The following is a 13,343-nucleotide window of genomic DNA, read 5'->3' on the forward strand; positions in this document are numbered from 1 at the left end:
GGGGTCGCTACGTGCAAGAGTTGATGTCTTCTAACGTGAGGCAGTCGCCGGCGAAGCGAAGGCTGGTCGTAGCATCCGGTCTGGACCGGGAAAATTTCGAAGGGAGCGAAATCGAGCATCTAGTCCATTTTCTCGAACCGGCTGCAGCTTCGCGATTTCCCTTGCAGAACGCCTTTCCTCTGATCGCGCTTGCCTTCTCGGATGAGGGTGAAGCCGATCTGCGGGAAGGACTCCCGTCGATCAATGCTCTTGGCACCATCCCCGAGATACCGCTTCAGCGGATCGACGTGGACGGTAAAGCGGAAAGCCTTGCGCTCGTGCGGTCGCTGGTGGAGGGTGGAGTGGGCCGGCTCTCCCGTTTCACGTCGTCGGTAACCGCCGAGCTCGCCATTCTGCGACGTGAGCGGGAAACGCTGCTTGAAAATTACCGCGCGCTGGAAGACGCCTTCCAGGCCCGCAATTGGGAACCGGTCGCGGAGATATTCGCCCACGATCCTTATGCCGACCCGAAGGACGAGGGCATCGGGCAGCTCCTTGCGACCGGCTGTGTCGAGCAGCTCCTTCCGGTCTCCAGTCTTGGCGTGGCGGGGATCGCCCTGCACCTTCATTCCGTGCCCAGGGACGGCGGCGAGCTGGTCGTCATGCTGGGCTATGTCGAGAATGGCGAGGGCGTGGCCGAATGGACCGTGCCCTATGCGCAGCTCGCGGCAAACTGGAATTTCCTCGCCCTGCCGCGCGCTTGCGGCGGCGCCGCGAGAACGCTGCGGCTTAGAATCTCAACGACCGGCACGGAGACTGTAGGGCTTTCACTCGGCTATCCGATCGCGAGCGAGCGGTACACAGCCCGCTCGGAAACCCCGCATCCCGATCTCGATCTCCGGCCCCTAGCGTTCCGCGTCTTTACGGGACTGCCCGGCGTCAAACCGACGCGCATGCCGAACATGATCGCTCCGACCGCCTTGCTCGAAGGCCACTTCATCGAGGACTATCGCCTGGCGGTCGAATTGCTTAGTCAGATCGTCGACGTTTCGGTCACGCCGGTCGTTCCCGAATTCCAGACCGTCCGCTTCCTCGAGCACGAGAACGCGGTCGTTTGCCACCCGCTGCCGAGTGGGATCTCCGCCGGCACGATCGGCCGCGCCGTGGAACCCGGCACCATCTCCTTCTCCGCAAGCGCGATCATCGATCACCCGAAGGGCGCACCCGCGGCCGTGAGCTTCCTGCTCGCTCCGGCGAACTCCAATGCGCGCTCGGAAGTGGCGGAACTCGCGCGCAAGGGCGCTGCCAAGCCCTCGGCCTTCTTCAGCGGCTGGCGCGAGGTCACCGCCGAGCAGGCGGTCAACGTGAACTTTCAACTGGATAAGCCCGTGCGTGAGCCGATGGACCTCATGATTCTCAGCCGTGCGGTCACGGATACGGTCGATTTCTCCTGGCTCAAGGTCTCCGGCTTCCGATTGGTAAAGCAGTCCGCAGGGGCGTCCAATGTCCGGAAATAAAGAAAACTCGGACCTGATCGTGGTGGCAATGCCGCTTTACGGCCATGCGGCCCTCGTCCTGGAGGCGATCGAGTCCGTGCTCGCTTCGAAGCTTGCCGGGTGCCGGGTGGCAGTGGTGGTGTCCGTCGATGGTGATCCGCGACAGGAGACATTCGATCAGTTGCTGCTCTATGCGGCGGGCCATCCTGCGGTTCATGTGCTTTTCGGGGCCAATGCAGGGCCGGGCGGGGCGCGCAATCGCGCGATCGACTACGTGCTCGCGAATCTGCCGGAAGCCGAGGCCGTCTATTTTCTCGATGCCGACAATCGCGTGCTGCCGGGGACCATCGAGACTCTCTACCGGCAACTGAGCGCCAGCGGCTGCGGCTGGATCTATACCAACATCGACACGTTTTCGGTGAGCTGGCGCGCCCATTACGGCAATCGCTACTCGCGGCTTCTGCACTGCATCACGGACAATATCTGCGACACCGGCTCGATGATCTCGATCGACGTTTTCCGGGCGGGGGTCCGCTTCGACGACGACAGGCAGAACGGTTTCGAGGATTGGGAATTCTGGCTGTCCTGCATCGAGCACGGCTTCGTGGGGGCGCCGTGCCACGACACGACCTTCGAATACCGGCTGAGGGCGGAAAGCCGCTTCAAGGAGGCGAACCGGGATCGCGCCGCCTCGGTGAGCTTCCTCAGAAAGCGCCACCGGGCGCTATTCCAGCGGCCAATGCTGGTCGATTTCGAGCACGAGGAATGCCCGCGCTATCTTTTCGCACGGACGGAAGATGCCGCCATTTCCTTCTTTACGGATCCGACCAAGACGCCCAAGCGTCTTCGCCTCGACGATATCATTCCAGCCTTCTGGGCGAGCATCGGCGAGCCTGACAACGTTCACTTCCCGCCCTTCCTGATCGCCGGAAGCGGTGCCACGCTCGATCTGCTGCTGCGCTCCCGGATGCTGCCGAACGTGCTCTCCCATCTGGAGCGCCTGAGCGAGAAGGCCAACGTGGTCTTCGTCCAGCTCGGCAACGATGCGGCTCAGCGCAAGATCGAGCCGGTCTTCCTGGAGGCCGGCGCCCAGCACAACGCACCGGCCGACCTCATCTTCCTGTCCACTTCGCTCGTGCGCGACGTCATTCATAACAAGGCGCTGGACTGGTTTGCCTCCATCGGCAACCAGCAGGTCTGGCCGACATCGGCAATTCTGAAAGTCCGCTTCCCTTTCCCGAGAAGCCTGCCGCGCCGCTCGCTCATCACGCCCCAGCAGGTGATGATCAATTGCGTCAATGCCATCGCGACCAGCCCGCTGCGGCGGACCGCCGGCAAACGCTGGACCTGGCGTCCGGCACGGCTCGTTCCCTATTCCGACCTCCACAAGGCGCTTCGCCACGAGATCGGTGGCTCGCCCGTGTTGCCGCTCGGTCATAGCGAGGGAAGCAGGAAAACCGCAGCCCTGCTTGTTCCGAATGCATCCTTCGGCGGCGCCGAGAAGGTCGTATATGCGGCCTCGCGCGAGCTGAAGGCCGCCGGCTACGAGACCCATCTCTTCGTGCTCGGCACATCCAGGATGGATGTGATCGACGAGTTCGATCAGAGCTTCGACTATATTCACTTCTGGGACCAAGGCATTCCCGCCTGGGGCGGCTCCGGCTCGTTCCTGGGGCAGGACTTCATCGCCGAGGGCCACGACGTCGATTGGGCTGCGCTCAAGGGTCAGCTTTCCGGCTTCGACCTCGTGATCAACAATCACGTCATGGCGGTGCATCCGCTTATCGCGCGGCTACGCTCAGAGGGAACGCGCACGGCCTGCTACCTTCACGTGGTCGACAATACCTCCTTCAAAAGGCCCGCCGGTCAGCCCTTCGCGGCGATTGCCCACGAGCATTGCTACGATGCCTTCCTGACCTGCTCGGAGCAGCTCAAGATCTATCTGCACAGCTTCGGCGTTCCCTATGAAAAGATCTTCGCCGTCCCCAACGGCGCGAGCTTCTCCGTGCCGCCCAAGGTGCTCGCGGAGGTGCTGTCGGTCAGGCGCATCGAACGCAAGGACGATCGGCTTCGGGTCCTGTATATGGGTCGGCTCGATCAGCAGAAGGGGATCGACCGTCTCGCTGCGGCGTTCGCCGAATTGCGGGCTTCGCGCGTGCCCTTCGATGCCCGGGCGATCGGCGGGGAAATCCTCGCGGATGCCACCCTGTCGTGGACGGATCGCCTGAAGGACCTCGGCGTCGAGGTCCGCCCGCCGGTCTTCGCAAGCAAGGACCTGATCAAGGCCCTCGGTTGGGCGGATGTCCTTCTGATGCCGTCGCGCTGGGAGGGCGCTCCCTTGATGATCGCCGAGGCGCAGCAGCTCGGCTGCGTCCCGATCGCGACGGCAGTCGGTGCTGTCGACGAACTCATAACCGACGGCGAGGACGGCATCCTCATCGAGGCCGCCGCCGATCCCCAGGTGGTCCGGGACATGGCAAAGGCCATCGAGGAGGTGGCCAACAACCGCCAGATGCTCGCGCCCCTGATGGAGGGGTGCCTGAGAACGGCGGCACGCCGCTCATGGACGTCCTCCTTCTCCGAGTTCCTCGGTTGGTGCGACCGTTCCGTGAACAATTCATCGCTTTCGCGCGCAACGGTCATCCGCGGGCGCGAAGCATCCAATCCCGGAGTTGCGGCCGTGGGCTGAGGCCCCGCCGGTTTCAAGAAGAAGGGTCGATTGCATGCGTCCACGGATCCTCGTGACGGGAATTCCTGGTCATTACACGCGCCTCGCCAACGGCGCCCAGGGATTATCGGTCTCCTATTCGGAGCGACAGAAACAGCCCGAGACGAAGGAGGAGTTTCTCCAGGAGCTTCGCAATATCAGCAATACGGGAAATTACCTGATCGGCGAGGGGGCGCTGCGCGCGATTGCCCCGCATGCGAAGCAGGTCCCGTTCTGGCACCTCTATAATTGCAGCCAGAACGGCGTCGGGCTCGACGAGTTCAACGCCAATTTCGACATCTGTGTCTTCACCTGCGCTAACCTTCTGCGCAAGGGCCTGTCTGCGGATGCCGAAGCGGAAGTGCTTGGAAAGCTGAAGATGCCGATCGTCATGCTCGGCATCGGCCTGCAGAACCGCCGAGACCTTGAAAACAGCCTGCCGGAGGGCACGAAGCGGCTTCTGGACGTTCTCAAGGAGCGTGAGCACTATTTCCTGACGCGCGGGTTCGAGACCGCCGGCTTCCTCAAGGACCAGGGCTTCTCCTATGTGCAGCCGACGGGCTGCCCCTCCATTTATCTGATGCCGCACAACATGCGCGCCTCGCTGAAGAAGCTGCCCAATGTGCCGGTCGGCAAGGCGCGGACCATCTTCTCCGGCTATCTGGGTGCCAACCACGATTGCATCGTCGACGCCGCGGCGCTGGCGCCCGAGGGTTCGCGTCCCCAATACGTCATCCAGGACGAGTTCCTCCATTTCGACATGAACGTCGAAGCGAACGGCGACGGCCGCGTCTACGACTCCGCCTCCGGCACGATGCTCGGCGAACTGAGCTATCCGGGCACCGAAAGACTGAAAACGCCCTTCGACGTGCGGACCTTCTTCGATACGAACCAGTGGCGTGCCTGGGCGTCTTCCATGGATTTCAATTTCGGCCGGCGTTTTCACGGCTCGATCATCGCGATGCAGGCGGCCGTACCGAGCCTGATGGTGGCAGTGGACGACCGGATGCGCGAGATGCTCGGTTACACGGGCCTGCCGGCGATCGACGCAGTCGAGGTCGACAAGGCGGAAAACCGCGCCGAATTTGTCGCCGACCACCTGGCCGGGCTCAATGCGTCCGAACTGGTCGACAGGTATTCCGATCGCGAGCGCACGTTCCGCTCGGCGCTCCGGGAGATCGGGATCGGGCAATAAATCTACGCGAGCGTTTGCAGGCTCTAATCTCAGGTGTAATCGATGCGTATCTTGCTTACGGGAATCCCCTCCTATCTGCAGCGAACCGTCTCGGGCGTGTCCGGCGCGGAGGTTCGGCACAGGCCCTATTTCGACGAGGTCAGAACCAAGAAGGAACTGATCGATCAGGTCAAGAAGATCGCCAATACCGGCAATTATCTGATCGGCGAGGGCGCGGCCCATGCTCTTCGCGGGCATGACGTCACCTATTTGCCCTTCTGGCATCTCGTCAACAGCAGGAACTCCGACGAGGCTTATGAAAGCCTCAACGAGGAATTCGACATCTGCGTCTTCGCTTCGGCCAACCTCCTGCGCCCGGGCTACTCGGCGGATCTCGAGGCGGAAGTCTTCGAGAAACTGAAGATGCCGGTGGTGATCATGGGGATCGGTATCCAGCGGAGGGAAGGGCTCAAGGAAAACCTGCCTGCCGGCACGCTCAAGTTCCTGGAGGTGCTTAGGAACAAAGAGAGCTTCTTCCTCACGCGCGGTTATTTCACGGCCGAGTTCCTGAGGGAACAGGGCATGAAGTTCGTGAAGCCGACGGGTTGCCCCTCGCTCTTCTTCGCGCCGGCCGAGATGAAGCGTTCGCTCGCCGCGCTCGCCAATCCGGAGCTCGCTTCCTCCCAGAAGATCGCCTTCGGAGGCTATCTCGGAAGCGTGGCCGACACGATCGTCGACGCCCACGCGCTGCTGAAACCGGACAGCGTCGCGAGCTACGTCATCCAGGATGAGGTGGTCGCCTACAATCTCTCCCTTCCCGTGGACGACGACTTGCCCGTCTACGACCGCGCAAGCGGGCGCATCACCGGCCAGACCGCCTACAAGCATTCGGAAAAATGGCAGCGCAAACACGAGCTCCTGGTGTTCTTCGACACCAATCAATGGCGAAGCTGGGTCTCCGCGCGCGATCTCTGCTTCGGCCGCCGTTTCCACGGCTGCATCATCGGCATGCAGGCGGGCGTGCCCTCGCTCATGATCGCGGTCGACGATCGCATGCGGGAAATGCTGGAATTCATCGGCTTCCCCTACCTGGAGGCGGCAGTCTGGAACCGGGAGCCGGACAGGAAGGCCTATCTCGCCAGCTTCCTTTCGAAGATCGATTCGCAGGCTGTCATCGACCGGTACTCGGCCTGTGAGACCAACTTCCGCAATGCTCTGGCGCATGTCGGGCTCTAGAGCAATTCCGGGGAAAGTGCGCTACGGTTTGCGGCGCGGAACTTCGCCGAAACGAAGAGCGGGAGCATTGCTCCTTGGCGCTTTGTTGACGCTTTCCGCACCCGCGCATGCCGATGAAGCTTCGGCCGCTCGCATTGGGGTCAATCGGATGAATCTCGCCTGGCTGCCCCGGGGCGACCAGGAGAGAATTCTGACGGACATCGCCGCAAGCGGCGCGACGGATGTCCGCCTTTCGCTTTCGCGTCCGGTGGACAAGAGCATAGAGGCGCTGGCAATCGCCCATCGGCTGGGTCTGCGGATCCTTCTCGAGATCCAGCTGGGAAACAAAAGTTACTATCCCCAGAGCGTAGGACCGAGAACGGGCCATGGCCGCATCTGGGATGTCTATCGACTGTCGGACTTGGATCTCGCCCGGTATCGCAGGGAATTGCAGCAAGCGCTTCAGCGCATCGATGCCCTCGGCGTTCGTCTTGTAGGGGTCGAGCCGGGAAACGAAATCAACTATGCCGGCTACAACGGCGATCTTGCCGTCTATCGAAAGCCGGGCGCCCGGACACCGCGCAGCATCGCCGAGCTACGGGAGCGGGCAAGGTTTGAACGCGGCCTCGACAACTACGTCAAGGCGCTGGAGATCAGCAGATCGGAGCTGCGCAAGACCGTGCACAGCCGCGACGCAGCCGTTATTTCCGCCGGTCTCTCGGATATGAGCGCGGCAGAAGCCGACAGGCGCGGGATGGAACGGCTCGATCCCGGCGAATTCGTCGCGCTCCTTCGTCAACGCGGCATCGACAGTCTGGTCGATGCCTATGGCATCCACATCTACCCCGGAAGGAAAGCCGCGCCCGCCATTTCAGCGCGGGTCAGAAGCCTTCTCGACTTCTGCCGGACCGCGGCAACCGGCAAGTCTTGCTGGGTCACGGAATGGGGGATCGCAAACAAGGCGCGCTCCTGCCCGGTGGACGATCGATCGCGAGGAGAGGCGATCCGCGTCATGCGCGCGACCTTCGGCGAACTGATCGAGGCAGGCCGATTGGCGGCTGCCTACTATTACGACTGGGACACAGAGCCTTCCTATAGCCTCTGGCGCTGCGGCAAGCTCAGTCCCGCCGGCGCCGCGGCGATCGGACCGGGCGACGGTGCAAGAGCGCAAGCGCGATGATGACCTCGACCGGAGTGGGCGCATGAAGGGCATCATCCTTGCGGGCGGCCGGGGAACCAGGCTCTACCCGGTGACGATCTCGGTTTCGAAGCAACTGCTGCCCGTCCATGACAAGCCGATGATCTATTACCCACTCGGCATGCTGATGCTGGCCGGTATTCGCGAGATACTGGTGATCACCATGCCCCGGGACCGGCCGCTGTTCGAGGAGTTGCTTGGGGACGGCAGCCAGTTCGGCCTTGCGATCTCCTATGCCGAGCAGCCGGAGCCGAACGGGCTTGCCGAGGCCTTCATCATCGGCCGGGATTTCATCGGCAACAGCTCCGTGGCGCTTATCCTCGGAGACAATATTTTCTACGGCGCCGGCCTGCCCGAGCTTTGCAGCGATGCCGCGGCCCGGCCGAGCGGTGCCACGATCTTCGCCTATCGTGTGGATGATCCCGAGCGCTACGGCGTCGTCAGTTTCGATGGAGAGACCGGTCGGGCCGAGACAATCGAGGAGAAACCGGAGCGGGCGAGATCGAGCTGGGCCGTGACCGGTCTTTATTTCTATGAAAACAGCGTGCTTGAGATCGCTTCTTCAATAAAACCTTCAGCACGGGGCGAACTGGAAATCACCGATGTCAACCGGGCCTATCTGGAGCGCGGCGACCTTCACGTCTGCCGCCTCGGGCGTGGCTATGCCTGGCTCGATACGGGCACGCACGACAGCCTGCACGATGCCGCTTCCTTCGTGCGCACGATCGAGCACCGGCAGGGCGTCAAGATCATGTGCCCGGAAGAGATCGCCTTCGAGCTCGGCTACGTTTCGGCGGATCAGGTGCTCGAGCGTGCCGACCTGCTCGGTAAAAACGACTATGCGATCTATCTCCGGCGACGGGTCAGGGAGCTCTCGGATGCGTGAAGTAAGGCCCCTGGGCCTCGACGGGGTTCTGGAAATCGTCCCGCGCAGGCTCGGCGACGAGCGCGGCTTCTTTTCGGAGACCTACAATGCGGAGACCCTCGCCGCCAACGGGGTCGCGGCGATCTTCGTACAGGACAACCATTCCTATTCCGCGGCTGCGGGCACGCTGCGCGGCCTGCACTATCAGCTTCCGCCCAAAGCGCAGGCGAAGCTCGTTCGCGTTGTTCGAGGCAGGGTGTTCGATGTCGTGGTCGACATTCGCAAGGGTTCGCCGACCTTCGCGAAATGGGTCGGTCTCGAACTCTCGGCCGAAAAATGGAACCAGATTCTGGTGCCTGTCGGCTTCGCCCACGGCCTCGTGACGCTCGAGCCGGAAACGGAAGTTCTCTACAAGGTAAGCGAGCATTACAGCGCTGAGCATGAGCGGTCCATCCGCTACGACGATCCTGAGATCGGTATAGGCTGGCCTGCCGATACCGACCGTCTGCAACTGTCCGCGAAGGACAGGAACGCACCATTGCTCCACGAATCCATTCTTTTCGAGTTCACCGCATGAGGGGAGAAACCATGCGAGTTTTGGTAACGGGTGGCGCAGGTTTCATTGGATCGGCGGTTTGCCGGCACCTGATCCGAAACGGAGCCGAGCGCGTCGTCAATGTCGACAAGCTGACCTATGCCGGCAGCCTTGCATCGTTACGGGCAGTGGAAAGCGATCCGCACTATGCTTTCTACCGGGCCGATATCCGCGACGAACAGGTTCTGCTCCAGATCATGCGCCGGGAGGGGATCGATGCGATCATGCATCTTGCTGCCGAGAGCCATGTCGACCGCTCGATCGAGAGCCCCGAGCCATTTATGGAGACCAACGTCCTCGGCACCGTGCGATTGCTCAACGCCGCGCTGGCCTACTGGTCGGGGCTCGGCACCGAGGAGCGGGGGCGCTTCCGGTTTCACCATGTCTCGACCGACGAAGTCTTCGGCGACCTTCCGTTCAACCGCGGGATTTTTTCCGAGGAGACGCGCTACGCACCCTCGTCCCCTTACGCGGCTTCTAAAGCAGCGGCGGATCACTTCGCACGTGCGTGGTACCACACCTATGGTCTTCCGGTGGTGGTCTCGAACTGCTCCAACAATTACGGCCCGTTCCATTTTCCCGAGAAGCTGATCCCCCTGACGATCATCAATGCCGCAGAGGAGAAGCCGTTGCCGCTCTACGGCTCGGGAGCGAATGTCCGCGATTGGCTCCATGTCGATGATCATGCGACTGCGCTGGAACTGGTCGTCAGCCGGGGCAGGCCAGGGGAGAGCTACAATATCGGCGCCCGTGCCGAGCGCAACAATCTGTCGGTCATGGAAAGCATCTGCGATCTGCTCGACGTCCGGTTGCCACGAAAGGGCGGTGACAGCTATCGGGACCTCATCACTCTTGTCCCCGACCGGCCCGGCCACGACCGGCGCTATGCGATCGATCCCTCGAAGGCCGAGCGTGAGCTTGGCTGGAGGCCGAAGCGGAGCTTCGAGGGCGGGCTGAGCGAGACTGTCGACTGGTTCCTCGCAAACAGGTGGTGGTGGGAGCCGATCCGGCGCGAGCGCTATTCCGGCACCCGCATCGGCGAGCAGCATCGGAGCGTTGCGTGAGAATTGCCGTGACCGGCTGCGAGGGCCAATTGGCCCTCAGCCTCGTGGAACGGTCTCATAGGCGGTCGGGAGTGAAGGTCGTTACAATCGGGCGGCCGCATCTCGATCTCATAGAGCCGGCAACAATCCTTCCGGCGATCGAGCGATGCCGGCCGGACCTCGTCGTCTCGGCGGCAGCTTATACGGCCGTCGACCAGGCCGAAAGCGAGCCGGAGGCGGCTTTCGCGGTCAACGCCTTCGGGGCTGGCGCGGTCGCTGACGCGGCCGCATGCCTCGAAGTGCCTATCGTCCATATTTCGACGGATTATGTCTTCGACGGGAGCAAACAGGGGAGCTATGCAGAGGGCGACACACCGGCTCCGCTTAGCGTCTACGGCGCATCCAAGCTTGCCGGAGAAAGCGCTGTTGCCGAGGCAACTCCCCGCCATCTCATCCTGCGCACGGGCTGGGTCTACAGCCCCTTCGGGAAGAACTTCGTCAAGACCATCCTGCGGCTCGCAGAAGAGCGCGAAGAAATCGCCGTCGTTGCGGATCAACGGGGAAATCCGTCATCGGCGATCGACCTTGCCGACGCGATCCTCGATATTTCCGCGCGGCTGACGACATCCGATCAGGACGCCGCTTTCGGCCTCTACCACCTCGCCGGCTCGGGCGTCGTAAGCCGGGCCGACTTGGCGCGGCATGCTCTTGCGGCGAGCCGTGCCGAAGGCGGACCCTGGGCGCATGTTCGGGACATCGCGACGGGTGCGTTTCCGACACCTGCAAGCCGCCCTGCAAACTCGTCGCTGTCGAGCGCCAAATTCACCGCGGCCTTCGGCCGGGCCATGCCTGCCTGGCAGAATTCCGTGGAGCGAACCGTAAGGCGGCTTGTCGCGAACGTTTCGAGGGAAACCAGTTAGAGCGGGACGCGGACGGACAAACCGCAGACAGTTCCTCATCCCGCCCTAGCCGCCGAGTTCGGCGCGAAGACCTTGGATGAAAGCGAGAAGCGCCTGCTGCGGATCGGCGCCTTCGCCGGCGAGAACGGTTACGCCCCAGTTTCTGAGCACCGCTTCCTGCACGGGATTCGGCCGATACATGAAGACGTAGGAAGGCGGCCGGTCCTTTTCGTGTCCGGATCTCCGCCAGGTGCTCCAGATGCGGTGGAGAAGCAGGCGGATGTTCAGGTCCGACATGCTGTAGCCGATGAACAGCACGGTCGCCTCGAGTGCGTCGCTGCGAAAGCGGACGTCCAGCGGAGAGTCGAAGGACAGCCGGTTGAAATAATCGGTTCGGTCAGGATGAGCGTGTCTTCATCGTCGAAGTCGCCGTGATACTTGATGATCCGCGTGACGCCTGCGGGCGCGGATGCGATGTCGCGCGCGTGGCTGATCTTTGCATAGCGCTTGCCGTAGACGTCGTAGGCGATTTCCAGATTGCTGTCGTAGTTGGTCGTGTAGATCACCGGAAAGTCGAGCTCGACGATCAACCGATGCAGTTCCGAGCGTTCGATGCGCTCTGGCGAGACGCGCCAGTTTTGCCGCATCCATTCGCACAGCGAGGCGATGTCTCCGTGTTCCACGCGATAACATTCGGCGATCGTCTGATAGGAGATGTCGGGATCGTGCATGACGGAAACGTCCAGGCGCAGCTCGCTCAGAATGTGATCGACCAGCGTTTTCCAGGACGGCAACCCGACGCTCATCGACACGCCCGCCCCGACAAACAGGACCGCGTGCCGGCGCTTCAGCGCCGAAACGATCTCCTTAGTGTGTTTCTTCATGGTCGCTCCTGTTCGGAGCGCTCAACACACGAGGCGGGTAGATGTTCCCTCCTGCGCCTTTACTGTCGGGCTGCCGCCTTCTGGGCGTCGGCACGGGCGGGCGGATCGGGCGCAGCCCATTCCACCGCCGCGATGGCGGAGCCGAGCAGGAGGGCGGGGAGAGCGAGCGCCGCGAAAAACCGCAGCACGTGACGGCGACGCATGCGCTTCTTATCCTGATCGTAAACCATCTTCCGCCCCGCCCTGGATAGATTGGAAACAGCCCTCGTGCGATAGAAGCAGAGAAGCCCCTCAAGGTCGAGTTCCCTGGGTAACACAACTTTGTGTCTGTAACGTCACGTCCGACGGCCGGCCTCCCGGGAAGCACGATCGCCGCCGACTCGATGAACCAAATGCGTTCTCATGAGTTCCATCTTCAATGCAATTGAACCAGGAGGATTACTCATGGACTGGAATCGTGTGGAAGGTAACTGGAAGCAGGTCAAAGGGAAGGTCAAGGAGCAGTGGGGCAAGCTCACCGACGATGACCTGGACCAGATCTCCGGCAGCCGCGAGCAGCTCGAAGGAAAGATCCAGGAGCGTTACGGAATCGAGAAGGACCGTGTAAGGCGCGACATAGACGATTGGTACGGCCGCCAGACGTGGAATTGGTGATCAGTGAAACGCCGATCGGGATTCGCCTCGGCGGGTCTCGGTCGATCGATCCGCCCGGTGATTGTTCCCCTTGATGGAAGGCAAAGATATTTGCCCGACAAATCAGGATAGTCGATCTTGGCTTCCGCCGGCGGAGCTATGCGCCTATGCTCGCGACTGGAGTGCGAAGCCGGGAGGCCGGCACTAACCTGCGTTTCGCTCAGGAGGCCCAGCCCATGACCACCGACAATGAACGGGACAATCGCATTCGTACACGCGCCTATGAGCTGTGGGAAAATGACGGAAGACGTGACGGAGACCATGAGCGGTACTGGCACGAAGCCGCTCGGGAAATCGACGCGGAGGGTCATTCCGGTCTTGCCTCGGACCTGCAGCCCGGTGGGACGCAGCCCGGCGGCGGACCCGCCAGGGGCGTCGGGAGCATCGGAAACGAAGGGCCCGAGAAGGCCAAGGCTCCGCCCCGCGGCGCAGGCCCGCGGCGGGGTACGGCGAAGAAACTATAGAAAAGAGCAGGCTTCGGCGCAGCCGGGGAACGAGGCCGGGCCCTAAGCCTGTGTGTCCCGGACGGCCCTGCATCGGCGCCTGCTGCCACGTAACCCAATCAGATCGAGTTTCAGCTCTCCTTCGCAATGGT

General features: G+C 62.4%; 12 protein-coding genes and 1 pseudogene. 11 read left to right on the plus strand and 2 right to left on the minus strand.

Features of this window, described 5'->3' with window-relative positions; all coding sequences use genetic code 11:
- The first annotated feature begins 23 nt into the window (after positions 1–23).
- The 9 genes from PZL22_RS00755 (at position 24) to rfbD (ending at position 11,192) form a co-directional block, all read left to right on the plus strand.
- Positions 24–1,496: a DUF6212 domain-containing protein gene (locus tag PZL22_RS00755; RefSeq protein WP_127516209.1), complete on the plus strand. Its 1,473-nt coding sequence runs from the start codon at positions 24–26 to the stop codon at positions 1,494–1,496.
- The gene (locus tag PZL22_RS00760) at positions 1,483–4,164 is read left to right on the plus strand and encodes a glycosyltransferase (RefSeq protein ID WP_003529004.1); all 2,682 of its coding nucleotides are present in this window, start codon (positions 1,483–1,485) and stop codon (positions 4,162–4,164) included. The genes PZL22_RS00755 and PZL22_RS00760 overlap by 14 nt, the downstream gene beginning before the upstream one ends.
- 34 nt (positions 4,165–4,198) lie before the next feature.
- Complete coding sequence (locus tag PZL22_RS00765) at positions 4,199–5,377, plus strand: polysaccharide pyruvyl transferase family protein (protein ID WP_003529003.1); 1,179 nt, start codon at positions 4,199–4,201, stop codon at positions 5,375–5,377.
- Positions 5,378–5,419: 42 nt separating this feature from the next.
- On the plus strand, positions 5,420–6,592 hold the full coding sequence (locus PZL22_RS00770; protein WP_003529001.1) for a galactoglucan pyruvyltransferase: 1,173 nt from the start codon (positions 5,420–5,422) through the stop codon (positions 6,590–6,592).
- A 67-nt stretch (positions 6,593–6,659) separates the two neighbouring features.
- Positions 6,660–7,751: a hypothetical protein gene (locus tag PZL22_RS00775; protein WP_003528999.1), complete on the plus strand. Its 1,092-nt coding sequence runs from the start codon at positions 6,660–6,662 to the stop codon at positions 7,749–7,751.
- Between the two features lie 22 nt (positions 7,752–7,773).
- Positions 7,774–8,655: a glucose-1-phosphate thymidylyltransferase RfbA gene (gene rfbA / locus PZL22_RS00780; RefSeq protein WP_003528997.1), complete on the plus strand. Its 882-nt coding sequence runs from the start codon at positions 7,774–7,776 to the stop codon at positions 8,653–8,655.
- Positions 8,648–9,211, plus strand: coding sequence for a dTDP-4-dehydrorhamnose 3,5-epimerase (gene rfbC, locus PZL22_RS00785; protein WP_003528995.1), 564 nt, complete (start codon positions 8,648–8,650; stop codon positions 9,209–9,211). The genes rfbA and rfbC overlap by 8 nt, the downstream gene beginning before the upstream one ends.
- Positions 9,212–9,222: 11 nt before the next feature.
- Complete coding sequence (gene rfbB, locus PZL22_RS00790; protein ID WP_033048623.1) at positions 9,223–10,293, plus strand: dTDP-glucose 4,6-dehydratase; 1,071 nt, start codon at positions 9,223–9,225, stop codon at positions 10,291–10,293.
- Positions 10,290–11,192 (plus strand): dTDP-4-dehydrorhamnose reductase, encoded by a 903-nt coding sequence (rfbD, locus tag PZL22_RS00795; protein ID WP_033048622.1) that lies wholly within the window; start codon positions 10,290–10,292, stop codon positions 11,190–11,192. Before rfbB ends, rfbD begins: the two co-directional genes overlap by 4 nt.
- Before the next feature lie 45 nt (positions 11,193–11,237).
- On the opposite strand, the pseudogene PZL22_RS00800 reads toward rfbD, so the two are convergent.
- Positions 11,238–12,055: pseudogene (locus tag PZL22_RS00800) on the minus strand (SIR2 family NAD-dependent protein deacylase).
- Positions 12,056–12,114: 59 nt separating this feature from the next.
- Positions 12,115–12,258 carry a hypothetical protein gene (locus PZL22_RS00805; protein ID WP_127672122.1) on the minus strand — a complete coding sequence of 48 codons (144 nt, stop codon included), beginning with the start codon at positions 12,256–12,258 and terminating at the stop codon, positions 12,115–12,117.
- Between the two features lie 241 nt (positions 12,259–12,499).
- On the opposite strand from PZL22_RS00805, the gene PZL22_RS00810 reads away from it, so the two are divergent.
- Together PZL22_RS00810 and PZL22_RS00815 are read left to right on the plus strand one after the other, a co-directional pair.
- On the plus strand, positions 12,500–12,709 hold the full coding sequence (locus PZL22_RS00810) for a CsbD family protein (RefSeq protein ID WP_003528984.1): 210 nt from the start codon (positions 12,500–12,502) through the stop codon (positions 12,707–12,709).
- Positions 12,710–12,924: 215 nt separating this feature from the next.
- The gene (locus PZL22_RS00815) at positions 12,925–13,212 is read left to right on the plus strand and encodes a DUF2934 domain-containing protein (protein WP_033048629.1); all 288 of its coding nucleotides are present in this window, start codon (positions 12,925–12,927) and stop codon (positions 13,210–13,212) included.
- Positions 13,213–13,343 lie beyond the last annotated feature (131 nt).

The sequence above is a fragment of the Ensifer meliloti genome (assembly GCF_030064585.1).
Classification (GTDB): domain Bacteria; phylum Pseudomonadota; class Alphaproteobacteria; order Rhizobiales; family Rhizobiaceae; genus Sinorhizobium; species Sinorhizobium meliloti.

Excerpts from the sequence above, each read along its gene's own strand:
- rfbB (WP_033048623.1), top strand. The coding sequence starts at position 9,223 with ATGCGAGTTTTGGTAACGGGTGGCGCAGGTTTCATTGGATCGGCGGTT.
- rfbC (WP_003528995.1), top strand. The coding sequence starts at position 8,648 with ATGCGTGAAGTAAGGCCCCTGGGCCTCGACGGGGTTCTGGAAATCGTC.
- PZL22_RS00760 (WP_003529004.1), top strand. The coding sequence starts at position 1,483 with ATGTCCGGAAATAAAGAAAACTCGGACCTGATCGTGGTGGCAATGCCG.
- PZL22_RS00755 (WP_127516209.1), top strand. The coding sequence starts at position 24 with ATGTCTTCTAACGTGAGGCAGTCGCCGGCGAAGCGAAGGCTGGTCGTA.
- PZL22_RS00805 (WP_127672122.1), bottom strand. The coding sequence starts at position 12,258 with ATGCGTCGCCGTCACGTGCTGCGGTTTTTCGCGGCGCTCGCTCTCCCC.
- rfbA (WP_003528997.1), top strand. The coding sequence starts at position 7,774 with ATGAAGGGCATCATCCTTGCGGGCGGCCGGGGAACCAGGCTCTACCCG.
- PZL22_RS00815 (WP_033048629.1), top strand. The coding sequence starts at position 12,925 with ATGACCACCGACAATGAACGGGACAATCGCATTCGTACACGCGCCTAT.
- PZL22_RS00810 (WP_003528984.1), top strand. The coding sequence starts at position 12,500 with ATGGACTGGAATCGTGTGGAAGGTAACTGGAAGCAGGTCAAAGGGAAG.
- PZL22_RS00765 (WP_003529003.1), top strand. The coding sequence starts at position 4,199 with ATGCGTCCACGGATCCTCGTGACGGGAATTCCTGGTCATTACACGCGC.
- PZL22_RS00770 (WP_003529001.1), top strand. The coding sequence starts at position 5,420 with ATGCGTATCTTGCTTACGGGAATCCCCTCCTATCTGCAGCGAACCGTC.